Consider the following 24523-nt stretch of genomic DNA (forward strand, 5'->3'; position numbering starts at 1 on the left):
GGACTGGTGTAAAAACGCTGGGCGCATGTTCCTGGTGGTCATGTTACGCGGCGGTGGTGTCGGTCGTGGTTGTTGTGGTGGGGGGATGCAGTGGGCGGGGTGGCTCGAGCAGTTGGTGGCGTAGTTCTTGGAGGTGGCGGCTGGTCGCTGATGTTTGGGTGACTCCGCGCCAGCCGCGGCTGGCGCGGTCGAGGACGGCCCATACCAGCGACAGACAGCTGGTTTCGCCGGGTAGGCGGCCGATGACCTTGACCCGGCGACGGGATTCTCCGAAGGTGCGTTCGATGAGGTTGGAATGGCGGATGCGTGTCCAGTGTTGGCGGGGGAAGCGCAAATGCACGCTCAGCGAGGCGAAGTCGTTGGCCAGGCAAGCGACCGCGGCTGGGTAGAGCCCGCGGTATGTGGTGGTGAACTCCTCGGCGCGGCGGGTGGCTTCATCCACGGCCTGCTGGCCGGGTGGCTGGTCAATGTCATCGAAGATCGACCAGAACGCGGCTTTGATCTCGTCCTGGACCGCGACAGGTGTCTTGGCGATGACGTTACGGCAGCGATGGATCAGACACCGCTGACGCAGGCTTGCCGGAAACGTGGTCTCCCATGCGGCGATCAGGCCCGGCGCCCCGTCGGAGATGCCCAGTAGCGGCGGGCGTAGTCCCCGGTTCCTCAGGTCAGCCAAGAAGTCGGCCCACGCATCAGCCGACTCCGCTGCGGCTGGGGCCAGCCCAATAAACAGGGGCTTGCCGTCGGTGCAGATGCCCCAGGCGGCCAGCACCGGCTCGGCCGGGGCGTTGGGATGCATCCGAAAGTTCGAGGCATCCAAGAACAGGTAGTCCAACACCAGCTCATCAAGGCGTCGAGACGACCACGCAGCGAACTCGTCTTTGATGGCCGCACAAATCCGGCTCACCGTCGAGCGCGACAACGCCGCCTGCGAGCCCAGCACCTCGGCCAACGCGGCCTCGATGTCGCGATCCGACAAACCGCGCACCCACCCCGAAATCACCAACGCCTCCAGAGCGTGGGTGCGCGTCACCCCGGCACCGAATAGCCGCGAACAGAACCGCTCGTCGGTGTCGCGTAGTTTCGGGCGGCATAATTCGACCGAGCCCATCGTGGTCTTCACCGTCGCCGGCGGTTGATACCCATTGCGGTACCCGCCCGGGCCGTCCTGAACCCGACGCTGGTGACGGGCTCGGCCCAACACTGCTTCTACCTCGGCCTCCACGGCGACCTGAAACACCAGACGCACCGATAACCGCCCGACCTCCTCCAAAATCTCGGTCAACGGCCGCTCGGTCGCGGCGAACAACTGATCCATCTCAACACGCACACGCTCAATCGGCGATACTCGCTTGGTCACGGGCGTAGCCCCTCCTTCATAGCTTTCGTCGGTTGCGACGGAACCTACGCCCGTGACCATTTACACCAGCGATGAGACGCGACCATCGTCTGCATCAGAACGCCGACGTTCTTCAGAATTGCGGCGTAAGCGATCTGCTCGTAGGTCCACATGACGCGATCGCAACGGGCAGCCATAATGATAAGTACTTGAGGAGCCGCGCCTTCGGTCAGAGTCGCCGAAACCGGTCTGAGCAGCTGGGCCACAGCCTTGGAATCCGCGGCAGCTACTGGGCGCAACACATGATCGAATGAGTCGTAGTGGAACATTCCGGGTTCCAGGCCAGTGGCGTTTTGCACTACCGGGTACAGCTCAAGTTCGTATAGGCCGCCACCGGAAGGGTATGGCCGGGACAGAAGGTTGTTGCCCGCTTCCGTCAGTTGTGTATTCCGCGTCCGTGCTGTGCGATACAACAGCTCGGCCAGCTGTTCGATACTGATTGGGTGAGCGTCGTCGAACGCTCTTGTTGAAACCCGGTCTTCTAGAACGGCGGTAAGTGTGGGATCTTGACGTCTTTTAGTCGTCAGGTCGGGAACGGACAGGGCGATCGCTTCGCCGGGATAGTTCATCCTGCGCGCTGGCGGCGGCGGGAACTGGCCTTTGGCCCACTGGGTCGGGCCGAAATTTTCCCAGGTGACCGTGCGTTCCCCGAGCGTGCTGCGACGGTGGAACCACAGATCCGGCGCGCTCCAGCTGCGGGTGGCGAATCCGTGGTCCTCATCACCGGGGGAAACGAGCATGCCGGCCCAGCGCAAGTCCTCGGTGAACTGCGATGCGAGCGCGGTCGGCACATCGGATTTGTGGGGCGTGGGTCCGCCGAGTAGGCCGAGCAGACGTGCGTCGTGGATGCGCAGATCGCACCATGCCAGCGGATGCTCGATGACGAGACCTTCTGAGTCGCGATGCAGGAGCGAGAATTTCGACAACACCACCGATGACGACTGCAGTTCGCGCCGCGGCGGTGGCCTTCTGAACGGCAGAATTGAGTAGAGGTGCTGCGGTCCATCGCAGACTGTGACCGTCAGCCAACCGCGTGTGGTGAGGTGATCCAGTAATGTGCTGATATCTTTTCGGTCGGCAGGAGTAGATATCTGCGAAATTGTTGTTGGTCCCACGTTCAGGGTCCGCAGCGCCTTTAACTGGCTGCCGGTAATTCGAGTCAACTTCTCGCTGTGCGGAGGATTCAATAGCAGCGCGCCGGAGGCTGTCGTCACGCAGGTGACACCGGGTCGGAATGCGAATCGTGTCTGGTCGGGGTAGCTAGTGGTGGCCAATCCGCCGTCTCCTCCGCTGGGTTTGCGCGCCGATCGCGCCAAGCCCAACAGCGTAGGTCAACGGTGAGCCTTGCAACAGTGCCGGAAGCCGCGCGGCACGACTCAGGCTCGCGCCGCAGCTTGCCTGGGTGACGCAGGTGGATTTTCGCGGAAGCGCAGTTTCGCCGGCCAATATGTGATGAGCCGAACCGCAGCCGCACAATCCCGACGCTGGGTACCCGTCGTAGGACAGGGTCTCCGGCGAGCTGGATAGATCTTGTTTTCCCAGCCTCGGCGCTGCTGCAGGTGGTCGACGCTGGCCCCAGAAAGCGCAGATCCACTCAACCCGCGCCAAGCCGATGCTTAGCTGCCGGGAATGGCTATATCGGCCGGCTCAGCGATATGTCCATGTCAAATACTCGCGCGTGCAGCGCGGTGCGGTTTCGGAGTGCGGCACGCACGGCGCGGTGCAGCCCGTCCTCAAGGTAGATCGTGCCCTTCCAGCGCACCGCGTGTGGGAACAGGTCCCCGTAGAACGTCGAGTCCTCCGAAAGCAGGCGATCGAGTGCCAGGACCGTCGTCGTGGTAACCAATTCGTCGAGACGGATCTGTTGGGGCGGTATTCGCGCCCAGTCTCGGTACGTGAGTCCGTGGTCGGGATAAGGCTTACCGTCCCGCACGCCCTTGAAAATCACCGGCAGATCTTCCCCGACGTGTCGCACCAGCCCGACCAGATCATCCTAGACAGGCTAGTCGGAATATTGGCTGTGGCATATCGGTGGTTCTGCGATTGCTTTGCGCCAGAAGCAAGGTGGACGATCTCGCGGAGTCGCCGGTACTGACTTGAACTGCGGCGGGGCGTATCGGTGACGTCCCGGCGAGCGGCCAAAGATGAAAGTGGCGCGGCGGCGGCGTTTCGGCACTGATCGTGTCACGTTGCGTCTGCGGTTTTCGGGGCGAAGTGATTGTGCGTTCTAGGCCCGCTACGCTGACGCCTGTATCTCGACGAATCACTGGCGTCGGTCGCGGGCCAGTTCGTTCATCGGGTCCGAGCAGGTGAGGTCTGTGGCTGGGCTACCGCTCCGAGCGCGTGCAGGTGGTGGGGCTTGTTACACAACACCGGGCGGGGCTTCCGCCCGAGTGGCGTATGCGGTCTTTCGGCGCTGGGCACAGGCCGCCGCACCCAACGGTCGCTGATCGGGCGCCTCGACGGTCAGCGGGCGCTGAGACCGTAAAATGGATCCGCCGAGGAAAGCTTAGGAAAGATCAGGAGACGTGCGAGGAGGTGAAGACGATGAGTAGTAGTGCCGACGAGCGTCGCTTTCAGGTGCTGCGCGCCATCGTCGCCGACTTCGTGGCTACCAAAGAACCGATCGGTTCGAAATCCCTGGTGGACCGGCACAACCTCGGTGTGTCGAGCGCCACCGTCCGTAACGATATGGCCGTGCTCGAGGCCGAGGGGTACATCGCGCAGCCGCACACCAGCTCAGGGCGGGTCCCAACGGAGAAAGGGTACCGCGAGTTCGTTGACCGGCTCGACGATGTCAAACCACTCTCATCCGCCGAACGGCGGGCGATCCAAAGCTTTCTGGAGTCCGGTGTTGATCTCGACGACGTATTGCGCCGAGCGGTTCGGCTGCTGGCTCAGCTGACTCGCCAGGTGGCGGTGGTGCAGTACCCGACGTTGTCGACGTCAACCGTGCGCCGCCTTGAAGTGATCGCGCTGACACCGGCCCGGCTGCTTTTCGTCGTTATCACCGAGTCGGGAAGGGTGGACCAGCGCATCGTCGAACTCGGTGACATCATCGACGATCACCAGCTGTCCCAATTGCGCGAGATGCTCGGTCAAGCGATGGAAGGCAAGAAGCTCTCGGCGGCCTCGGTTGCGGTCGCCGACCTTGCCGGGCAGTTCCGCGGCGTCGGTGGGTTCGGTGACCATGTTGGCCGCTCGGCGACGGTGCTGCTGGAGTCGTTGATGGAGCACACTGAGGAGCGTCTGCTGCTGGGCGGTACAGCAAATCTGACCCGTAACACCGCCGACTTCGGCGGTTCGCTGCGGTCGGTCCTGGAGGCGCTTGAGGAGCAGGTCGTGGTGTTGCGCCTGCTTGCCGCGCAGCAGGAAGCAGGCAAGGTGACGGTACGTATCGGCCATGAGACGGCGGCTGAGGAAATGGCTGGTACCTCGATGGTGTCCACCGCCTACGGGACCTCGGACACCGTCTATGGAGGCATGGGTGTGCTAGGCCCCACTCGGATGGACTATCCGGGAACTATCGCTAGCGTCACCGCGGTTGCTTTATATATCGGCGAAGTCCTGGGTGCTCGATGACCGCGCACCCGCTGCAGAATTTATGGATAGCCGTGGCAACACGGCCTGGGAAGGCCTAGGAAGGGCAAGCGTGGCACGCGATTACTACGGGATGCTCGGCGTCAGCAAAGGCGCCAGCGATGCGGACATCAAGCGCGCCTATCGTAAGTTGGCGCGCGAACTGCACCCCGACATCAATCCCGATGCGGCAGCGCAGGCGAAGTTCAAAGAAATCAGCGCCGTCTATGAAGTGCTCAGCGACCCGGAGAAACGCCGGATCGTCGACATGGGTGGGGACCCTCTCGAAAGCGCGGGCGCATCGGCCAACGGTTTCGGCGGTTTCGGCGGTTTGGGTGACGTCTTCGAGGCATTCTTTGGCGGCAGCTTCGGTGGGGCTTCGGCAAACCGCGGTCCTACCGGTCGGGTTCGGCCGGGTTCGGACTCGCTGCTGCGGATGAGGTTGGATCTCGAGGAATGTGCAACCGGGGTCACCAAGCAGGTAACGGTTGATACCGCGGTGCTGTGTGACCGCTGTCAGGGCAAGGGCGCCAACGGCGATTCCGCACCGATACCTTGCGATACCTGCGGTGGGCGTGGGGAAGTTCAATCTGTGCAGCGATCGCTGCTGGGGCAGATGTTGACCTCGCGGCCGTGCCCCACCTGTCGCGGTGTGGGAGTCGTGATACCCGACCCGTGCCACCAGTGCGTCGGCGATGGCAGAGTGCGGGCTCGCCGCGAGATCAGCGTCAAGATTCCCGCCGGTGTCGGCGATGGCATGCGAGTCCGGCTTGCGTCCCAAGGTGAAGTCGGGCCGGGGGGAGGGCCGTCCGGCGACCTGTACGTGGAGGTTCATGAGCAGGCCCATGACGTTTTCGTACGCGAAGGCGACGACCTGCACTGCACCGTTTCAGTACCGATGGTCGATGCGGCGCTGGGTACCGCGGTCGACCTGGACGCGATTCTGGACGGCATGAGCGAAATCGTTATTCCTGCCGGCACGCAACCGGGTGCGGTTATCACACTGCGTGGGCGCGGGATGCCACATCTGCGCGCCAGTGCGCGCGGTGATCTGCATGTGCACGTGGAGGTAGTAGTCCCGACCCGGCTGGACAGCCAGGAGAGCGACATACTGCGCGATCTGAAAAACCGCCGCAGCCGCGACGTTGCCGAGGTTCGCTCTCGGCACGCTGCCGGCAGTGGGCTGTTCAGCCGGTTGCGTGAGACCTTCAGCGGGCGCTGAGACGCGTTTCGAGCTTTCTCAGGGCCCTCGTACATGGTGGCGACGCTGTTCTATATCGACGCACTGCCCGATCCCGGTGCATTGGCAGTGGTTGGCGGTGACGAAGGGTTTCATGCGGCCACCGTGCGGCGCACCCGGCCCGGTGAACAATTGGTGCTCGGAGACGGCGCTGGCGGCTTGGCGCGTTGCGTCGTAGAGCAGGCGGGCCGCGATGGGCTGAATGCTCGGGTGCTCGAGCGGTGGAGCGTCCCACCGGGACGCCCGCCGGTGACGGTGGTACAGGCGCTGCCCAAGTCCGAGCGCGCCGAATTGGCGATCGAATCGGCCACCGAAGCCGGCGCGGACACTTTTGTGGCCTGGCAGGCGGCCCGCTGCGTGGCGACCTGGGACGGCGCACGCATGGACAAGGGTCTGCGCAGATGGCGTGCGGTGGCCCGTTCGGCGGCTCGGCAATCACGTCGGGCATACATTCCCGAGGTCGACGGCGTCTTGCCCACCGCGGCATTGGTGCAGCGGATACGCAGCGAGGTCAGCGATGCTGGGGTGGCGCTGGTCTTGCATGAGTCGGCGAGTGCGAAGCTGACGGATATCGCGGTGGCGCAAGCGACCATGTTCGTGCTGGTGGTTGGCCCCGAAGGAGGAATCGCGCCGGACGAGCTCACCGCATTGACCGAGGCTGGCGCTGTCGCGGTTCGGCTGGGCCCGGCTGTCCTGCGCACATCGACAGCGGCGGCGGTGGCGTTGGGCGCGCTGGGTGTGCTGACCTCGCGCTGGGACCGGCCCGGCGACATTGATGATAGGAAGTGTCGGCGCCAGCAATGACATGCGGCGACAACCCGTGGTGACAGGCCGCTGTAGCCTTCCTGTGATCAAGTCTTGGGCCGTGATTCTGACCAGCGGTAGACTGACAAGCCACGATATCCTTGCGCGAAACTCCAGAAAGCAGGCATAAGAACCCACGTGACGCCTCGCGAGACCAGCGTTGCTGACGCAGCCGGAGCCCAGGAGGACCGTGCTCAGGTTCGCAGCAGTATCGACGTTCCATCCGACCTCGTGGTGGGCCTGCTTGGTTCGGCCGACGAGAATCTGCGCGCCCTTGAGCGGACTTTGACCGCCGACCTGCATGTGCGGGGCAACACCGTGACGTTTTCGGGTGAACCGGCAGACGTCGCACTCGCCGAACGGGTGGTCTCTGAACTTGTGGCGATCGTGGCCAGTGGCCAACCGCTGGTGCCGGAAGTAGTACGCCATAGTGTGGCCATGCTGGTTGGCACGGGCAACGAGTCGCCTGCGGAAGTGCTCACCCTGGACATCCTGTCGCGCCGCGGTAAAACGATCCGCCCCAAGACACTCAATCAGAAGCGTTACGTGGACGCGATCGACGCCAACACCATCGTGTTCGGGGTCGGCCCGGCCGGAACAGGCAAGACGTATCTGGCCATGGCCAAGGCGGTCAGTGCGCTGCAGACCAAGCAGGTCAATCGGATCATCTTGACCCGACCCGCGGTGGAAGCTGGTGAGCGCCTTGGTTTTTTGCCGGGCACGCTAAGCGAGAAGATCGATCCGTATCTGCGACCGCTGTACGACGCGCTATACGACATGATGGAAGCTGAACTAATCCCAAAACTGATGTCTGCCGGATTGATTGAGGTAGCGCCGTTGGGATACATGCGTGGACGAACCTTGAACGATGCGTTCATCATTCTCGATGAGGCGCAGAACACCACCGCTGAGCAGATGAAGATGTTCCTCACCCGGCTGGGCTTCGGTTCCAAAGTTGTGGTCACCGGAGATGTCACCCAGGTTGATCTTCCCGGTGGGGCAAGGTCCGGTCTGCAAGCCGCGGTCGACATTCTTAACGGCATCGACGACATCCACATGGCGGAGCTGACCAGTATGGATGTTGTTCGTCATCGATTGGTCTCGGAAATCGTGGACGCCTATGCGAGACACGAAGAGCCCGGCCTGGCGATGAACCGCGCGGCTCGGCGTACATCCGGTAGTCGCGGCCGCCGATGATGGTCATGACGTCTTTGCGACCCGTGCGAAACGATCAGGAAAGCAGATGAGCATCGAAGTATCCAACGAGTCCGGCATTGATGTCTCGGAAACCGAGTTGGTGAGCGTCGCGCGGTTTGTCATCGCCAAGATGGACGTCAACCCGAGCGCTGAGCTGTCGATGGTGCTCCTGGACACCGCGGCGATGGCCGACTTGCATATGCGGTGGATGGATCTTCCTGGGCCAACCGATGTGATGAGCTTCCCGATGGATGAACTTGAGCCGGGCGGCCGCCCCGACGCGCCCGAGCCTGGGCCGTCCATGTTGGGGGATATCGTGCTGTGCCCGGAATTCGCGGCGCAGCAGGCGGCCGCGGCGGGCCATAGCCTTGGACAAGAGCTTGCGCTGCTGACCATCCACGGTGTGCTGCATCTGCTCGGCTACGACCACAGCGAGCAGGACGAGGAGAAGGAGATGTTCGCCCTGCAGGATCACATGCTTGAGGAGTGGGTGGCCGAACAGGTCAAGGCATACCAGGATGACCGTCAGGATGCGAGAGACCGCCGGTTGCTGGACAAGTCAAGGTTTTTCGATCAGCCGTGACCGGTCTGTACCATCTGCTCGGCGCGGTCGCGTTGATCGGACTGGGTGGGCTCTTTGCGGCCATCGACGCCGCCATTAGCACGGTCTCGCTGGCTAGGGTGCACGAGCTGGTTCGCGATGGGCGGCCTGGCGCCGTGGCGCTGCTCAAGGTGATGGCCGAAGGACCGCGCTATATCAATTTGGTGGTATTGCTCCGGATCATTTGCGAAATCACCGCGACGGCCCTTCTGGTGGTCTTCTTTCGCTACAACCTCAGTCTGGGCTGGGGGTTGGTCGCCGCCGCGGCAATCATGGTGGTGACCAGTTTCGTCGCCATGGGGGTAGGTCCGCGCACCCTGGGGCGCCAGAATGCGTACTCCATCTCGTTGGCGACGGCTCTTCCGCTGCAGGTAATTTCGTGGCTCTTGATGCCGATTAGCCGGCTGCTGGTGGTGCTGGGCAACGCGTTGACGCCGGGGCGTGGCTTCCGCAACGGGCCGTTCGCATCTGAGATCGAGTTGCGCGAGGTTGTCGACCTTGCCCAGCAGCGCGGTGTGGTCGCCGCCGACGAGCGCCGAATGATCGAGTCGGTCTTCGAACTGGGCGACACCCCGGCCCGCGAGGTAATGGTACCGCGCACCGAGATGATCTGGATCGAAAGCTACAAGTCGGCCGGTCAGGCGACAACTCTGGCCGTACGCAGCGGGCATTCCCGGATGCCGGTTATCGGTGAGAACGTTGATGACATCGTCGGGGTTGTGTACCTCAAAGATCTTGTCCAGCATACGGTCTGTGCTCCCGGCGGTGGTAGCGAAGCCCGTGTGGCGGACCTGATGCGGCCAGCGGTGTTCGTGCCGGACTCCAAGCCGCTGGATGCATTACTGCGTGAGATGCAGCGTGACCGCAATCATATGGCGTTGCTCGTCGACGAGTATGGGGCGATTGCCGGTTTGGTGAGTATCGAAGACGTCCTTGAGGAAATCGTCGGCGAGATCGCCGACGAATACGACCAGGCTGAGACTGCACCGGTAGAAGACCTGGGCAACAACCTTTTCCGGGTGTCGGCGCGACTGCCGATCGAAGATCTGGGGGAGTTGTACGGTGTGGAATTTGACGGGGACCTCGACGTCGACACAGTGGGTGGGCTACTGGCACTGGAGCTAGGGCGGGTGCCGTTGCCGGGCTCCGAGGTAACATCGCATGGGCTGAGGCTGCATGCTGAGGGTGGCCCCGATCATCGAGGGCGGGTCCGCATAGGCACTGTCTTGCTCAGTCCGGCCGAATCCAACGGCTCGGATGATTCCGCTCGCAAAGATGGCGATCGCCGTGGTTGAGCAGCCGGACGCGGAGAACTCATGGCGAAGAAGGCGGCGAACAGTCTTGGTTTGTCGCCGCTCCGCTAGGACGCGAGCGTGAGTGAATTTCGTTCGGGCTTTGTGTGTTTGGTCGGACGGCCGAACACGGGCAAATCGACCCTTACGAACGCGCTCGTCGGCGCAAAAGTAGCAATCACCTCGACGAGACCGCAGACTACCCGGCACACCATTCGCGGGATCGTGCATCGAGAGGGATTCCAGATCGTTCTCGTCGATACCCCCGGCCTGCATCGGCCACGCACCTTGCTCGGCAAGCGGCTCAACGAGCTGGTCCGCGACACCTACGCCGAGGTCGACGTCATTGGGCTGTGTATCCCGGCCGATGAAGCCATTGGTCCGGGGGATCGGTTGATCGTCGAGCAGATTCGTTCCACCGCGGACTCCGGTACTGCCCTGGTGGTCATCGTCACCAAGATCGACAAAGTGCCGAAAGAACGAGTAGCCGCGCAATTAGTCGGAATCAGTCGCCTACTGGGAGATTTGGCGAACTCAGCCGAGATTGTCCCGGTGTCGGCGGCGACCGGCGAGCAGATCGACGTCCTGGTCGAGGTGCTGGCCGCGTTGCTGCCCACAGGCCCCGCGTACTACCCAGACGGTGAGCTAACCGATCAGCCCGAGAAGATCCTGATGGCTGAGTTTATCCGGGAGGCTGCGCTGGAGGGAGTGCGTGACGAGCTGCCGCATTCCTTGGCGGTGGTAATCGAGGAGATTGCCCCGAGGGAGGGCCGTGACGATCTTGTCGACGTCCATGCGGTTCTGTACGTCGAGCGGACCAGCCAAAAAGGCATCGTCATCGGCAAGGGCGGCGCCCGATTGCGGGACGTGGGTACCGTGGCCCGGACTCAGATCGAAAAGCTGCTCGGAACCCCGATTTACCTTGACTTGCGCGTCAAGGTTGCCAAGAACTGGCAGCGCGACTCCAAACAGCTTGGTCGACTGGGGTTTTAGTATCTATCTGCGCCGAGATGGGGGAGGCGGCGACACGGTGTGGATGGGTGGTGTGGCTGTACCCTTGTCCCACCATACTGTCGGTTGTTTGGTCGCCCAGCCGCTGACCGCCTCCAGCTCGGCGGCTAGCGAGATCAACATGCCCTCGCTGTTGGCGGGTCCCATCAGTTGTACACCGATCGGCAGGCCATCAGCGGTGAATCCCGCTGGCACGTTGATCGAGGGCCAGCCCAGTAAATTCCAGGGCCATGTCACTGGGCAGGCGGTGACGATGGCCCGGTCGGTAGCCAGTCCACTCAACCTGTCGAATGCGCGGGTCGTCGGCGGGGGTTGTGCGGTGCTTGGCGCCAGCACCACGTCCACGATGTTGAAGATCGAGCCCACTCGACGCTGGGTGGCGGCTTCGTGGCGAAGCGAGCTGCGCAGAATCGCCTGCGACAGTATGTGCCCGACTCGCAGATTGGAAACGGTGCGCGGGTCGAGGTCTACATCGTCGCCGAGCCGTTCCTCCCACTCCCACAAGCCCGCGGTAGATCGGGCGAGAAAGTCAAACGACATGCGTAGGCCGTAGTCCGGATTGCCGGGTACCACGGTATGGCCGAGCAGTTCGAGATCTTCACCGACTCGCCGCGTCGCGGCCAGGATCTCTGGATGCAGCTTGGCTCGAAAGCCGGTGTACGGGAACCGGGTTGAGAGTGCGATTTTCAGCGGACCCGGTGCGATGCCGACATAGTCGGACGTTTTCACCGGAGACGGCTTGTGCAGGTCGCCTTCGACGTTGCCAGATGCCGCGTCGAGCACCAGTGCCGCGTCGGCGACTGTGCGGGCCAGCACGCCGTTGACGGTGACGCCGTTGAACGCGTCCGGCAGCGGCCAGGTGGAAATGCGGCCCCGTTGTGGCTTGATACCCACCAGGTGTGTCCATGCCGCCGGGATGCGGATGCTGCCGGCGCCGTCGGAGCCGATTGCCGCGGTTACCAGCCCAGCGGCTACCGCGGCCGCGCTGCCGCCCGAAGATCCGCCCGGCGTGTGCCGGCGGGACCAGGGATTTCGGGTGTGCCCGAACCCCGGCCCACTTGTGAATGGCCATTGGCCCAGCTCACAGGTGTTTGTCTTGCCGACGATCACTGCTCCGGCGGCTTTTAGACGTCGAACGACTTCCGCGTCGCCGGTAGCAGGCCGTACGTGCCCGGAGGTGCCGAAGGCGGTAGGCACTCCAGCAACGTCGACGTCGTCTTTGACGGCGATGGGGATGCCCAGCAGTGGCGCCGTGTGCCCAGCTGCCCGTCGCCGGTCGGCTTCGGCAGCATCGGCCAACGCGGACTCTCTGAGCACCACACGAAAGGCGTTCAGCGTGGACTGGCTTGAATCGATAGCGTCCAGGGAACGGCGCGCCAATTCGACGGAATTCACTGAGTGGCTGGCTAGCTGGTAAAGCAGATCCGTCAGTGTAGGCAGGCGCTGTCTTCCGGACCTGGTAGTCGACCCAGCAGGGAACTCGGAAGCGCAGACCACAGGTTACGAGAATATCGGCGCGGATACCAGCGATGTCGCGGTGGGGTGCAAAACTGTTGTGATGAGGCTGTATAGGGATCGGGCGGTGGTGGTGCGCCAGCACAAGCTTGGCGAAGCCGACCGGATTGTCACCTTGCTGACCCGCGACCATGGTCTGGTCCGAGCAGTGGCCAAAGGGGTACGCCGTACCCGCAGCAAATTCGGTGCGCGGTTGGAGCCCTTCGCGCATATTGACGCGCAACTGCATCCTGGGCGCAACCTAGACATTGTCACTCAGGTCGTCTCGATTGACGCGTTTGCCACTGACATCGTCAGTGACTATGGCCGGTATACCTGCGCGTGCGCGATGCTGGAAACCGCCGAGCGCGTTGCTGGTGAGGAGCGGGCGCCGGCGCCGGCTCTGCACCGGCTCACAGTGGGCGCGCTGCGGGCGGTAGCTGACGGGCGGCGGCCTCGTGACCTGCTGTTAGACGCCTATCTGCTGCGTGCCATGGGCATCGCAGGATGGGCGCCAGCGTTGACCGAGTGTGCCCGCTGTGCCACGCTCGGCCCGCATCGGGCTTTCCACATTGCCGCCGGGGGCAGTGTTTGCGCGCATTGTCGCCCGGCTGGTTCGAGCACACCGCCGCTGGGGGTGCTGGAGCTGATGTGCGCGCTGCGCGACGGCGATTGGGAGGCGGCCCAGGCGGCACCGCATGCCCACCGCAGCTATGTCAGCGGATTGGTGGCCGCACATCTGCAGTGGCATCTGGAACGGCAGCTCAAGACGTTGCCGCTGGTGGAGCGGACGTGCCAGGTTGACCGTACGATCGCCGAGCGTCGGTCTGCGCTGATCAGGCAAGATACTGAGTGTGGCTAAGAACCCGGTCAGCGGCACCGGTCGGAGTGCCGAACGCAAGCGCAGCTCCACCGACTTCCCGCAGCTGCCTCCCGCGCCTGAGGATTACCCGACCTTTCCGGATACGTCGATGTGGCCGGTAGTCTTCCCGGAGCTGCCGCCATCGCCAGACGGCGGGCCGAGGCGGCCACCGCAACACATCTCGAAGGCGGCTGCGCCGTTGATTCCAGCTCACCGGTTACCCGCTCACGTCGCCATTGTGATGGATGGCAATGGTCGCTGGGCCACGCAACGCGGATTGCCGAGGGTCGAAGGCCACAAAATGGGCGAGGCGGTTGTGATTGACATCGCTTGCGGTGCAGTTGAAATCGGGATCAAGTGGCTCAGTCTCTACGCATTCTCCACCGAAAACTGGAAGCGGTCCCCTGAGGAAGTCCGGTTCCTGATGGGGTTTAACCGCGACGTGGTGCGGCGGCGCCGCGAGAGCCTGAAGGCAATGGGTGTTCGGATTCGATGGGTTGGCTCGCGGCCGCGCTTGTGGCGCAGTGTGATCAACGAATTGGCGATCGCTGAGGAGATGACGGCGGATAATGACGTCATCACGATCAATTACTGCGTGAACTACGGTGGCCGCACCGAAATCGCCGAAGCGACTCGTGAGATTGCTCGTTTGGCGGCGGCGGGCCGGTTGAACCCGGAACGGATCACCGAATCGACCCTCGCCCGTCACCTGCAGCGGCCCGACATCCCCGACGTGGACCTGTTGCTAAGGACCTCTGGCGAGCAGCGGTCCAGCAATTTCATGTTGTGGCAGGCAGCCTATGCCGAGTTCATTTTTCAAGACAAGCTGTGGCCCGACTACGACCGCCGAGACCTGTGGGCGGCTTGCGAGGAATACGCGTCGCGCAATCGACGGTTCGGGGGTGCCTAGTGGTGTCATTGCAGCAGCGGCTGGTGTCGATACTTCGCGACGTCCTTCCCGTCGCGGAGGAGCCCGATGGCGGGCTCACTGTGCACCACGACGGCACGGTCGCGTCGTTGCAGGTGGTAAACATCTTCGAGGGCTTGGAATTGGTGGCCCTCACTCAGATCTTGGCCTGGGATCTGCCGCTGACCAAGAAGATCAGCGATGAGGTGGCCGCGCAGGCGCGTGCCAACAACTTCGGCTCAGTGACCCTGCTGGAGAAGGGCGCCGAGAAAACGGCGCAACGTAACTCCGGCAAGGGCGCGGCCACAAGGGCATCGAAAACAGCAGACGTGATGTTGCGATACAACTTCCCCGGTGCTGGCTTGAGCGACGAGGCGCTGCGCACCTTGATCCTGCTGGTGCTCGACTCGGGCGCTTGGATGCGCACCGCGCTGACTTCATGACGCGCCGAACAGCGCCGGTCAGGAGCGGCAGTTTGAGCAGATGCCGGAGATCTCGATGGTGTGGTTGATGTCGGAGAACCCGTGTTTGGTGGCTACTTCTGTCGCCCACGATTCGACTTCGTGGTCGCCGACTTCGATAGTGGAACCGCAACCGCGGCACACCAAGTGGTGGTGATGGTCATCCGAGCACCTGCGGTAGACCGATTCACCGGTGTCGGTGCGCAGGGTGTCTACCACCCCGGCTGCCGCCATGGACTGCAGCGTTCGGTAGACGGTTGTCAGGCCGATGTTCTCGCCGCGCCGGCGCAGCTCGTCATGCAAATCCTGGGCTGAGCGAAAGTCATCGAGTTTCTCCAGCAGCGACGAGATCGCGGCCCGCTGACGCGTGGAACGCACGCTGGCTCCGCTCATATCCGCCGCTGCTCCTTATTGCCTGGCTTCTGACTGCTCACCTACTTACTCCTCGGCGTGCGCGACAGCGTCGACCACGATGTGCGCCAGGTGGTGGTCCGCAAGTCGGTACAACACTTCGCGACCAGACCGTTCTCCGGTGACCACGCCGGCCGCTTTGAGGATCTTGAGGTGTTGGCTGACCAAGGGCTGCGGTACGTTCAGCGCGTCGACCAGTTCGTGTACGCAACGTTGCGATTCATGCAATTGCAGCACGATGGCGATCCGTACGGGCGCGGCTAGCGCGCGTAGCAGCTCGCCGGCGGCGTCAAGGATTTCCCGCGGCGGCGGTGCGGGGTAGCCGCAGGGCCTGGAGATTCCAGCCGCACCGTGGTCGTGATCGGCGACCAGATCGGCTGTCAACTCCGAACTCACGTGCGGGAACGGGTCACCGGCCGCAGTCGGCATTGAGGGAGACGTAACCATAGTGGAGTCATCACCTCGAATAATGCGGGTATCTGGGTATGCGCACCGTTGGGCGTCATCGTTGGCTAACCTCCACTGTCACATGCGTGATGACGCATGTCAAAGATGGTAGGACCCCGGGGCGTCGGTCGCTACCATGGCTGATGTTTTGCGGACTGCGGTTCACCGCGGTCCGTGACTACCCAATTGGAGAAGGGAGTGCGCTACCCCGTGGCGTCCGTCATCGACTCAGTAGTCAACCTGGCCAAACGGCGGGGATTCGTCTATCCCTCGGGGGAGATCTACGGTGGCACCAAATCAGCCTGGGACTACGGTCCGCTGGGGGTCGAACTCAAAGAGAACGTAAAACGGCAGTGGTGGCGATCGGTCGTCACCGGCCGAGACGACGTCGTGGGGATCGATTCTTCGATCATCCTGCCCCGCGACGTGTGGGTTGCCTCCGGTCACGTCGAGGTCTTCCATGACCCACTGGTCGAGTCACTGATCACCCACAAGCGCTACCGGGCGGACCATCTCATCGAGGCGTATGAAGCTAAGCATGGGCGGCCGCCGCCCAACGGCCTCGCCGATATTCGCGACCCAGAAACCGGTGAGCCAGGTCAATGGACTGAGCCACGCGAATTCAACATGATGCTCAAGACCTACCTGGGGCCCATCGAGACCGAGGAGGGGCTGCATTATTTGCGCCCCGAGACCGCCCAAGGCATTTTCGTTAACTTCGCCAACGTGGTGACGACTGCCCGCAGGAAGCCGCCGTTCGGTATTGGGCAGATCGGGAAGAGTTTCCGCAACGAGATCACGCCAGGAAACTTCATATTTCGCACCCGAGAGTTCGAGCAGATGGAGATGGAATTCTTCGTTGAGCCGTCGACCGCCAAAGAATGGCATCAGTATTGGATCGATACTCGTCTGCAGTGGTATGTCGATCTCGGTATCGATCCGGACAACTTACGCCTGTTCGAGCACCCGAAGGAGAAGTTGTCGCATTATTCGGATCGCACCGTTGACATCGAATACAAATTCGGCTTTGCCGGCGATCCGTGGGGCGAGCTAGAAGGCGTCGCAAATCGGACCGACTTCGATTTGTCAACGCACGCGAAGCATTCGGGCACTGAGCTGTCGTTCTACGACCAGGTCAACGACACTCGGTACACGCCGTACGTGATTGAACCGGCGGCCGGTCTGACCCGGTCGTTCATGGCGTTTCTCATCGATGCCTACACCGAGGACCAGGCCCCTAACGCTAAGGGCGGCATGGATAAGCGCTCGGTCCTGCGCCTGGACCCGCGGCTGGCGCCGGTCAAAGCCGCGGTGCTGCCGCTTTCCCGACACGCCGACCTGAGCCCCAAAGCCCGCGATCTGGCTGCTGAATTGCGGAAGTGTTGGAATGTTGATTTCGATGACGCAGGAGCCATCGGTCGTCGTTATCGTCGACAGGACGAGGTCGGCACACCGTTCTGTGTGACAGTTGACTTCGACTCGCTTGAGGATGAGGCCGTCACCGTCCGTGAGCGTGACGCCATGACGCAGGAGCGTGTTGCGATGGGCAGCGTCGCAGATTATCTGGCAGTACACCTTAGGGGCAGCTGAAACCCCGCTTTCATCAATATGGGTTTCGGCTGGTCGAACTTCTTCGTTTGGTTCGGCGCGCCCGCGCCCCAGAAAATCGCCGCCGCGTATGGGCGAGAACTTTATCGACGGTGTGCTGGGTGAAATTTGCTGCTACGTGAAGGCTATTTGTCGCTTTCTCGACGAGATTATTCCCAAACCGTAGCGGCATGTGCCGGGTGGCCTATATGTGCTTCGTCATGCCGAAAACGCACCGGAAGTACGATCCGGAGTTCACGTGGGGTTCGGTGCGTATCGTCTGGGGCTGAAACGCCGGTCGCCCGGGATTGCCCGGTACCGCGACACTCATCAAGGCCCGCTTGGAACGTGGTCGCTCTGGCCGGTGCGGTGCACCGGAGGCAGCTGCGTGGGAAGAACGCACAGTCGACGGTGAGCCGAACGAGGACCGCACGGGGCGATGTGACCGAGATCTCTACAGGATGCGTGCAAGCGCGAACTGGCTGGCCGTCCATCAGTGATTCTCCTCCTGTTTGCTGGCCCAGCTTGAAGTCGGAGCGGCTGAATTTCTAGCCAGACGGCGGAGTGATCAAGGCGGCCGCATTTTGTGTGAGGCACAACGCCAGGGATTGGCAGTGTGATTTTCCGCACTTATCGCAGAATGGTCTATACGGAGCGGGATTCCGCCAAGCTGCGCCGCGGGCTCGGGATTTTTCGTTCGATCGGACTGTTCATTCGATCGAATTGTTGCTTCGATAGCAAGGATTGGGGCGTCATTCGGGAAACGCCACGTCGGAAGCTTTCTGCCGCATGCTCGAACGCGAGGTGCGCTCCGAGTGTCATTATCAACACCCGTCAAGATCCTTCGCATCGTTGCGCCCTGGGGCAGGACGGCAAATGATGGCAAGGCCTAGCGGATTTGTCTCTTTGAGACGAGTACGCGAGAATCGCTGCCGCCCAGCCGGATGAAGAAAAAATAACGCCTTCGCGAATTCACGGGAAACTCACACCCGCAGAACAGCAAGAAATTTGGGCACGGCATGTAGGTACTGGGTACAACAATGACGGGAGTAGGGGATGACTGTGTCAGGGGCCGGTGTTGTCCTGGTAAGTGCGGTCGATCACATGTCATGGACTGTGCTGACATGACGGCTGCTCTGAAGCTGTGCGGTGTGTCGAAGACGTACCGGCGGGGTGATGAAGTCGTCCACGCGCTTGACGACTTCGATCTCGACCTGCAAGCCGGTGACTTTGTCGTTGTGACCGGGCCGTCGGGTTCGGGCAAATCAACGTTGCTGCACATCGCCGGCGGGCTGGACAAGCCCGACTCGGGGACTGTGTCAGCGAACGGACAAGATCTTTGGGCGATGCGCAGGTCTAGCCGTACGGCTTTCCGGCGTCGTCATCTGGGTTTCGTGTTCCAGTTCTTCAATCTCGTTCCCATGTTGTCAGCGGTGGAAAACGTCTCGCTGCCCCTTGTTCTCGACGGTGTGCCGGCCAAAGCCGCAGATGCGCGTGCAGCGGAGCTGTTGGAGCGAGTCGGATTGGGAGAGCGTCTTCGACATCGCCCGGGCGAGCTGTCCGGTGGCCAAATGCAGCGGGTGGCGGTGGCGCGGGCCCTAGTGGCTCGCCCGTGCGTTGTGCTCGCCGACGAACCGACAGGGAACTTGGACAGTCACTCCTCGGCTGAGGTGCTGACTTTGCTACGCCAGCTGGCATCCGAGGACGGGGCGGCAGTGGTCATGGTGACCCACGACAGGTCGACAGTCGAATATGCGACACGGGTGCTGCATCTAGTTGACGGAAAAGAACACGACGAGAAGGACGGCGCCGAGGATTCAGAAACGATGGTTTGGGCCGACAAATGACCCCGTTGCTACGCGCGGCATGGCTGTCGTTTCGACGAATTCACTTGACGGCGCTGATCGCTGATTGGCGCCGCACCCTGTTGAGTGTGGTGGGTGTCGCGCTTGGGGTGACAGTGGTGCTCGGGGTGCTGATCCTGAAGTCCGAGCTGGTGCGGCCTTTCGATGCGTTTGGCCCCGCCTTGACCCACGCCGCTGATGCCGGGGTGGTGCAGATCACCCCGAAGGTCGATGGACGTCTGCCGGTGGATCTCGTCGAACGTGTTCGGCGTGATGTCACCGATGCACGCGCGGTGATACCCGTCGTTACTGTGTTGACTCCGGCGAAAATCGAGGGGCAAACTCGCGGTTTCCTGCTTCTGGGCGGCTCGTGTGAAATCGAAATGCTGGTAGGCCCGTTCGACTGTGAGAAGCGTGCACGCTCTGAGGCGCCAGCCGATGGTCCGGGTGCGCCGTTGCAAATCCCGGGTCCCATCGCTCAACGCCATGGTTTGGCGCTTGGTGACGAACTGCGCGTGCCTGGGCTGATGCCAGGAGCGGCGCATGTGGGTTGGATTTTCCCAGATTTCGACCGCGTCAAAGACATCAACGACGGCTACGTTTTGCTGGCCCCCAGCTACCAGATCGCCTCGAAACTTGTGGGGACGCCGGGATACGTGTCTGGCGCTTTCGTTGTCCCAAAACCGGGCGTGTCCGTTAGCGAAGCAGTGACACGTGCGGTGGCCGGACAAGCTGTCGTGGCGCCGCCTCGAGCCCAACAGCCCGTCGTATTTACCACGACTGCGCAGAGTTTCAATCTCACCGAGATTGCCGGCGTGCTCATCGGGGTGCTGATCGCGGTCAATACGGTGTTGTTGGCGATCGAGGATCGTCGGCCGGTGTTGGGAACCATCGCGGCTGCCGGAGCCAGACCCCTGGGGATCTTCACCGGTTTAGTGGCCGAAGGGGCCCTCATCGGAGTCATCGGGGGTCTGATGGGACTGCCGTTGGGTTTCGCGCTGGGACAGTACCTGGTAGATCGATTCGGGCGGTCTATGCTCGCTGGCTCCGGTGGCGCCGTCGCCGCGCATTTTCATCCAGAGCTGGTCGCCGTCGCAGCTCTTGCGGGTATCGGGTGTGGCGTATTGGCAATGATGGGCCCAGCAATACGACTGGCGCGCGAAGGACCATTGTCGTTGATGACCGGATCGGGCGGCGCGCAACGCGTTCGAACCGCGCAACCATGGACGTTGATCGCCGGGGTAGTGGCGCTTGTCGCGGCCGCCGTGTTGATCACATTTTTTGGCACTGGTTCGCTGCCGCTAACCATGGGCAGTAACGCGATGACCATCGGTTTGATCGGGACAGCGCTGGTAACGGCATTCTTTGCGCCGCGAGCGGCGGAACGTCTCGCGAATGCGTTGGGCGTCGTGCACGCCAGCGTGAGTCGACTGCTCAGCGCCGACATTCGCCGATATGCGGTGCTCTTTGCTTTGTCAGCGGCCGTCCTCGCGTTGGGCGCTAGTCTGGCTGTCGGCTCGCAGACGATGCAGGTGCTGGGGACGGCGCAGGTAGCTGCGGAAAAGCCGACGCTGCTGCCCAACACGACGTTGGTATCGGCCCAGAAGGTGCTCGACCAGCGCATGGGCCAGATCGATGGCCATGTTCTCGATCAGATACGGTCGGCGGCCGCCGGCCGCCCGGTGTCTGTTCAGCGCCGCGCAACGGTATCCTCCGGCGCGAACACTCACCTGATCATGGGTGTGCAGCCGGGGGACTGGTATCCGGCTGCGTTGTTCCAGCCGGCTACCAATCCCGATGATTTCTGGAAACAGCTCGGCGCCGGCCACATCGGGCTTAGCGAAGTCGCAGCAGCCCGCCTGCATGCACGTGCGGGTGACGCCGTCGAACTCCCGACAGTGCACGGCCCCAGGCGCTATCAAGTTGCTGGCGTATTCCGGCCGGTATTTATCAACGACACCACGATCGGCGACGTGGTGTTGGTGAATGATCGCCTCGCTCAAACAGACTGGGCGGCTGTTCGGGATCAAGTCGCCGTGCGGTATTCCTCCGACGACGAGGCGAAGGCTCATAGGAGCGATTTCCTGGCCATCGGTGCGGGCTTGTCCGTGTATGACAACGCCACGTGGAAGAAGGAGGCCTCAGCCGGTATCCGACGCTTCTTTGAGCCATTTACGATCACGGGCTATGTCGTGATGGGCGCGGCGGGTTTGAGCATTCTCAACGTGTTCGTGCTGGGATTGCTGCAACGCCGGCGTGAGCGTGCAGTGTTACGTGCGGTCGGCGCGACTGTCACTCACGAACGCGCCGTTGTGCTGGGCTCCGCGACGCTGCTAGCGGTGATTGTTTCTTTCTGTGGGGCTTTGGGTGGCATGGGCCTGACTTATCTGGAGTCGGCAGCATCGCCGGTGTACTACGGGGTCGAGATCGGTTGGGGCGTGGCCGCGCTGCCGCTGGTTACCGGCGTGGTGACGACCTTTGTGCTGGCGTTGGCCGCCGCGGTCTATCCGATCATCCACGCGGGCCGGTTGGAGGCCGTTGAGTTGCTGAGGGGAATGTAAATGGTAGCCAACATCTCTGGCCTGTTAGCTGAAATAGGAGGTGGCGAGGGCGCTCCGGCCTCTTCGGCGCGACACGACGATGCCGAAGTCGCCGTGGATGCCCGTGACAATTATGCGCGTTACGTACGCCCGGCCGTGGCTCGGCGGCTGCGCGCTCTGGGACTTGATGTTGAGTTTCTCGCTGCCAGTGGGGATCGCTTGACCGCGGCGGCGCCATTGCGCCATGGAACCGAAGTCATAGATTTCGTCGGCGGCTATGGGGCCTCTCTCTTTGGGCACAATCATCCCGCGCTGGTTGCAGTTGCTAAGGCCGCCCTGCTCAAGAGCGCGCCATTCAGCGCGCAGGCCAGCGTGCGCTCATCGACGGCTGCTCTGGCCGCGCGGCTTTCGGATAAGGTCGGTTCGACGACCGGCGCCAGCTATGTGGTGACTTTAGGCTCGACGGGCGCCGATGCCGTTGAGGCGGCGATGAAGCACGCGGCGGTGGCCCAGTCACGTCGTCTTGCCGTCTTGCACAATCGCCTGGAAACCGACTTGCGTCGGGCGAACCGGGATGGCTATGCCGACCATCGGTACCCAGACTGTGCGGAATCGGTGGCCGAGGTGCTGCGGACTTCTCTCGCTGTTGTGGCTGATATGCGGCAACGCGAACCCATCTTCGTGTCGCTGCAGGGCGCTTTTCACGGAAAGACCGCAGGGGCCTGCGCTATCAGCGACCACAAATATGTCCCTGACGATTTGGTGCTTCCCGGACCGGCGCGACTGCGGCTCGCCAAGGCCGATTGGGAACCTCAACGAATGGTTACTGCACTCGACGCCGAGATTGTCGTGGTTAAGAGCGTTGACCTAGACCATGCCGGAGCCCTTCGGGCTCAAAGCTTTTCCCTCTCGCCGATTGCCGCCTGTTTCGCTGAGCCGATACAGGGCGAAGGTGGTGTCCATGAAGTGCCCGGTGCGGTCCTGCAAGGCTTGCGGTTGCTAGCCGATCGGCACAATGCGGCGCTGGTATTCGACGAGATTCAGTCGGGGATGGGCCGTACCGGTTCCTTCTTGGCGTCCACGCGATCCGGCGTCCACGCCGACTACTATTTGCTGTCCAAGTCGCTCGGCGGTGGGCTCGCGAAGGTATCGGCGCTACTGGTGCAAAGCGATTCCTCGGTCGACGACTTCGGCCTCTACCACACCTCGACCTTCGCCGAGGATGCCTCTTCGGCCCGGGTGGCGCTCGCAGCACTTGACCTGGCTTCGGAGATCACGCCTGATGTCGAGCTTGCCGCCGCTGAACTGGAACGCAGATTGGCCGACGTCTTGTCCCGCTGGCCTGACGTCTTCGTCGAAACCCGTGGACGCGGACTGATGCGGGGAATCGAGCTGGCTGCGGTCACTGTTGATGATGACCCGATCAGTGAATTGCTCGGTGAAGAACAACTCGGTTATGTAGTCGCCGGCTATCTGTTGTACCAGCACGGAGTTCGAGTGCTGCCCACCCTGTCGGCTCCGCTGACGCTTCGGATCCAACCATCGGCGTTCATGAGCGAGCAGGATATGGATCGCCTCGTCGTTGCCTTGGATGGCGCCGCCGGGTTGGTGCGCAGAGGTGATTTCGGGCGGTTGATGGCTCATTTGGGCACACCGGTCAACGGCTTCTGGCGGCCGCCGCAATTTGCGCCACCGCCGATCCGCGGCCGCAGTCGGCGCCGACCGGAAACGGGGAAGGTGGCTTTTCTCGCCAACATGAACTCAGCAGCAGATCTGCGGCACCTGATGCCGTCATTTGCTGAGTGGTCGGATGAGCAGTTGGAAACTCTGCTCGACCGGACGCAGGGTGAGCTTGGCCCGCATCAGGTCGGCTCGACGAGCACAGTCATATCCCCGACGGGACAAGAGGTCGCGATCAGCTTGATCGCGGTACCGCTGACCAGTTCACAGATTGTGCGGTGCCAACGTTCGGGCCAAGGCGCCTTCTTGCGGGCGATGGTCCTCGACGGTGTTCGGTTGGCCGCCGAACAGGGCGCCTCCGTCGTCGGTTTGGGCGGTTACACATCCATCGTCACCGCCGCTGGACGCGATGTTGTGGAGGACGAGATCCGCGTCACGACGGGTAATTCACTGACGGCGGCCTGCGTGCTTGACCAGTTACACCAGGTGCTCGATGCTTCTGACCGAACGGATCGTCGAGTTGCGATAGTTGGCGCCGTCGGCAACATCGGTACTGCCATGGCACGCCTACTGGCGCCCAAAGCCGAATCGCTCACCTTGATCGGGCAACCTGGGTCGCGCTCGCGTCTATTGCAGGTCAGCGATGGTTTGCCTGGAGCTGCCGTTGCGGTCAGTGAAGACCTAAGGGATTTGCGGGATGCGACGATAGTCGTCACCGCTACCAACGCGCCGGGCGTATCGGTCAAATCGGATCATCTGGCTGACGATCGCCCGGTGATCGTTTGCGATCTGGCCGTACCAGGGGATGTCGACGCAACTGTGGCAGACATGGAGAACGTCAGTGTCATTGCCGGCGGGCGCATCCGGTTGCCGAACGAGCAAGAAGTGCATGTCCCAGCTTCCGGCCTGCCCCGGGGCGTGGTGTTCGCCTGTCTCGCAGAAACGTTGCTGTTGGGTTTGGAGCCGGCCACGCCCAGTCCGTCGTACGGGCCGTTGACGGAGTCGGGAATCGAGCAGGCGCGCGCGCTTGCCAGGCGCCACACATTCATGCCGCATATGCTTGAGCAACATTCAGGTCCTGGGGATGAGCCGCGGCGGGGTGGCTTGATGGTAGGTGCACCGTCCTGAGGATCACCTAAAAATCTATGTCTGAACAATGACCGGCGT

General features: G+C 62.5%; 19 protein-coding genes and 1 pseudogene. 14 read left to right on the top strand and 6 right to left on the bottom strand.

All coding sequences use genetic code 11. From position 1 onward, the window contains the following. Window positions 1-43: 43 nt before the first annotated feature. From ACO07W_RS18140 to ACO07W_RS18150, 3 genes and pseudogenes are all read right to left on the bottom strand, one after another. Window positions 44-1318: an IS256 family transposase gene (locus ACO07W_RS18140; protein ID WP_421840071.1), complete on the bottom strand. Its 1275-nt coding sequence runs from the start codon at window positions 1316-1318 to the stop codon at window positions 44-46. Window positions 1319-1443: 125 nt separating this feature from the next. Further along, window positions 1444-2673: pseudogene (locus ACO07W_RS18145) on the bottom strand (SagB family peptide dehydrogenase); the annotation flags it as partial. 359 nt (window positions 2674-3032) lie between these two features. Next, window positions 3033-3347, bottom strand: coding sequence for a type II toxin-antitoxin system VapB family antitoxin (locus tag ACO07W_RS18150; protein ID WP_421846085.1), 315 nt, complete (start codon window positions 3345-3347; stop codon window positions 3033-3035). Between the two features lie 599 nt (window positions 3348-3946). On the opposite strand from ACO07W_RS18150, the gene hrcA reads away from it, so the two are divergent. From hrcA to era, 7 genes are all read left to right on the top strand, one after another. Next, window positions 3947-4981: a heat-inducible transcriptional repressor HrcA gene (gene hrcA / locus ACO07W_RS18155; RefSeq protein ID WP_421845087.1), complete on the top strand. Its 1035-nt coding sequence runs from the start codon at window positions 3947-3949 to the stop codon at window positions 4979-4981. A gap of 70 nt (window positions 4982-5051) precedes the next feature. Then, the gene (gene dnaJ / locus ACO07W_RS18160) at window positions 5052-6200 is read left to right on the top strand and encodes a molecular chaperone DnaJ (protein ID WP_421845088.1); all 1149 of its coding nucleotides are present in this window, start codon (window positions 5052-5054) and stop codon (window positions 6198-6200) included. Between the two features lie 33 nt (window positions 6201-6233). Next, window positions 6234-7022 carry a 16S rRNA (uracil(1498)-N(3))-methyltransferase gene (locus tag ACO07W_RS18165; protein WP_421845089.1) on the top strand — a complete coding sequence of 263 codons (789 nt, stop codon included), beginning with the start codon at window positions 6234-6236 and terminating at the stop codon, window positions 7020-7022. A gap of 138 nt (window positions 7023-7160) precedes the next feature. Continuing rightward, a complete protein-coding gene (locus ACO07W_RS18170; RefSeq protein ID WP_421845090.1) occupies window positions 7161-8219 on the top strand; it encodes a PhoH family protein in 1059 nt (352 codons plus the stop codon). 46 nt (window positions 8220-8265) lie between these two features. Then, entirely contained in the window at window positions 8266-8802 is a 537-nt protein-coding gene (gene ybeY, locus ACO07W_RS18175) for an rRNA maturation RNase YbeY (protein ID WP_421845091.1), read from the top strand. Then, entirely contained in the window at window positions 8799-10115 is a 1317-nt protein-coding gene (locus tag ACO07W_RS18180; protein ID WP_421845092.1) for a hemolysin family protein, read from the top strand. The genes ybeY and ACO07W_RS18180 overlap by 4 nt, the downstream gene beginning before the upstream one ends. A 78-nt stretch (window positions 10116-10193) precedes the next feature. After that, the gene (era, locus tag ACO07W_RS18185) at window positions 10194-11105 is read left to right on the top strand and encodes a GTPase Era (protein ID WP_421845093.1); all 912 of its coding nucleotides are present in this window, start codon (window positions 10194-10196) and stop codon (window positions 11103-11105) included. A gap of 3 nt (window positions 11106-11108) precedes the next feature. Here era and ACO07W_RS18190 read toward each other — a convergent pair whose 3' ends face one another. Then, a complete protein-coding gene (locus ACO07W_RS18190; RefSeq protein ID WP_421845094.1) occupies window positions 11109-12620 on the bottom strand; it encodes an amidase in 1512 nt (503 codons plus the stop codon). 61 nt (window positions 12621-12681) lie between these two features. Between ACO07W_RS18190 and recO the strand changes: the two genes are divergently transcribed. From recO to ACO07W_RS18205, 3 genes are read left to right on the top strand one after another with little or no spacing between them, the layout of a single operon-like run. Further along, window positions 12682-13479: a DNA repair protein RecO gene (recO, locus tag ACO07W_RS18195; RefSeq protein WP_421845095.1), complete on the top strand. Its 798-nt coding sequence runs from the start codon at window positions 12682-12684 to the stop codon at window positions 13477-13479. Next, window positions 13472-14389 (top strand): decaprenyl diphosphate synthase, encoded by a 918-nt coding sequence (locus tag ACO07W_RS18200; protein WP_421845096.1) that lies wholly within the window; start codon window positions 13472-13474, stop codon window positions 14387-14389. The genes recO and ACO07W_RS18200 overlap by 8 nt, the downstream gene beginning before the upstream one ends. Next, window positions 14389-14829: a hypothetical protein gene (locus ACO07W_RS18205; protein WP_421845097.1), complete on the top strand. Its 441-nt coding sequence runs from the start codon at window positions 14389-14391 to the stop codon at window positions 14827-14829. The genes ACO07W_RS18200 and ACO07W_RS18205 overlap by 1 nt, the downstream gene beginning before the upstream one ends. A gap of 18 nt (window positions 14830-14847) precedes the next feature. On the opposite strand, the gene ACO07W_RS18210 is transcribed toward ACO07W_RS18205, so the two are convergent. Beyond that, on the bottom strand, window positions 14848-15240 hold the full coding sequence (locus ACO07W_RS18210; RefSeq protein ID WP_421845098.1) for a Fur family transcriptional regulator: 393 nt from the start codon (window positions 15238-15240) through the stop codon (window positions 14848-14850). 45 nt (window positions 15241-15285) lie between these two features. Continuing rightward, window positions 15286-15705, bottom strand: coding sequence for an ArsR/SmtB family transcription factor (locus ACO07W_RS18215; RefSeq protein WP_421845099.1), 420 nt, complete (start codon window positions 15703-15705; stop codon window positions 15286-15288). A 198-nt stretch (window positions 15706-15903) separates the two neighbouring features. Between ACO07W_RS18215 and ACO07W_RS18220 the strand changes: the two genes are divergently transcribed. The 4 genes from ACO07W_RS18220 (at window position 15904) to ACO07W_RS18235 (ending at window position 24484) form a co-directional block, all read left to right on the top strand. Then, window positions 15904-17295 carry a glycine--tRNA ligase gene (locus ACO07W_RS18220; RefSeq protein ID WP_421846086.1) on the top strand — a complete coding sequence of 464 codons (1392 nt, stop codon included), beginning with the start codon at window positions 15904-15906 and terminating at the stop codon, window positions 17293-17295. A gap of 1121 nt (window positions 17296-18416) precedes the next feature. Further along, window positions 18417-19139, top strand: coding sequence for an ABC transporter ATP-binding protein (locus tag ACO07W_RS18225; RefSeq protein WP_421845100.1), 723 nt, complete (start codon window positions 18417-18419; stop codon window positions 19137-19139). Continuing rightward, the gene (locus tag ACO07W_RS18230; protein ID WP_421845101.1) at window positions 19136-21697 is read left to right on the top strand and encodes an ABC transporter permease; all 2562 of its coding nucleotides are present in this window, start codon (window positions 19136-19138) and stop codon (window positions 21695-21697) included. The genes ACO07W_RS18225 and ACO07W_RS18230 overlap by 4 nt, the downstream gene beginning before the upstream one ends. Then, complete coding sequence (locus ACO07W_RS18235; protein ID WP_421845103.1) at window positions 21698-24484, top strand: aminotransferase class III-fold pyridoxal phosphate-dependent enzyme; 2787 nt, start codon at window positions 21698-21700, stop codon at window positions 24482-24484. The last annotated feature ends 39 nt before the right edge of the window (window positions 24485-24523 follow it).

This window comes from Mycobacterium sp. (genome assembly GCF_965230835.1).
Classification (GTDB): Bacteria; Actinomycetota; Actinomycetes; order Mycobacteriales; family Mycobacteriaceae; genus Mycobacterium.

What these genes read in the sequence shown, in the direction of transcription:
- ACO07W_RS18140 (WP_421840071.1), bottom strand. Translation starts at nt 1,318, where the DNA reads ATGGATCAGTTGTTCGCCGCGACCGAGCGGCCGTTGACCGAGATTTTG.
- ACO07W_RS18210 (WP_421845098.1), bottom strand. Translation starts at nt 15,240, where the DNA reads ATGAGCGGAGCCAGCGTGCGTTCCACGCGTCAGCGGGCCGCGATCTCG.
- recO (WP_421845095.1), top strand. Translation starts at nt 12,682, where the DNA reads ATGAGGCTGTATAGGGATCGGGCGGTGGTGGTGCGCCAGCACAAGCTT.
- ACO07W_RS18225 (WP_421845100.1), top strand. Translation starts at nt 18,417, where the DNA reads ATGACGGCTGCTCTGAAGCTGTGCGGTGTGTCGAAGACGTACCGGCGG.
- ACO07W_RS18230 (WP_421845101.1), top strand. Translation starts at nt 19,136, where the DNA reads ATGACCCCGTTGCTACGCGCGGCATGGCTGTCGTTTCGACGAATTCAC.
- ybeY (WP_421845091.1), top strand. Translation starts at nt 8,266, where the DNA reads ATGAGCATCGAAGTATCCAACGAGTCCGGCATTGATGTCTCGGAAACC.
- ACO07W_RS18165 (WP_421845089.1), top strand. Translation starts at nt 6,234, where the DNA reads ATGGTGGCGACGCTGTTCTATATCGACGCACTGCCCGATCCCGGTGCA.
- ACO07W_RS18215 (WP_421845099.1), bottom strand. Translation starts at nt 15,705, where the DNA reads ATGGTTACGTCTCCCTCAATGCCGACTGCGGCCGGTGACCCGTTCCCG.
- ACO07W_RS18235 (WP_421845103.1), top strand. Translation starts at nt 21,698, where the DNA reads ATGGTAGCCAACATCTCTGGCCTGTTAGCTGAAATAGGAGGTGGCGAG.
- hrcA (WP_421845087.1), top strand. Translation starts at nt 3,947, where the DNA reads ATGAGTAGTAGTGCCGACGAGCGTCGCTTTCAGGTGCTGCGCGCCATC.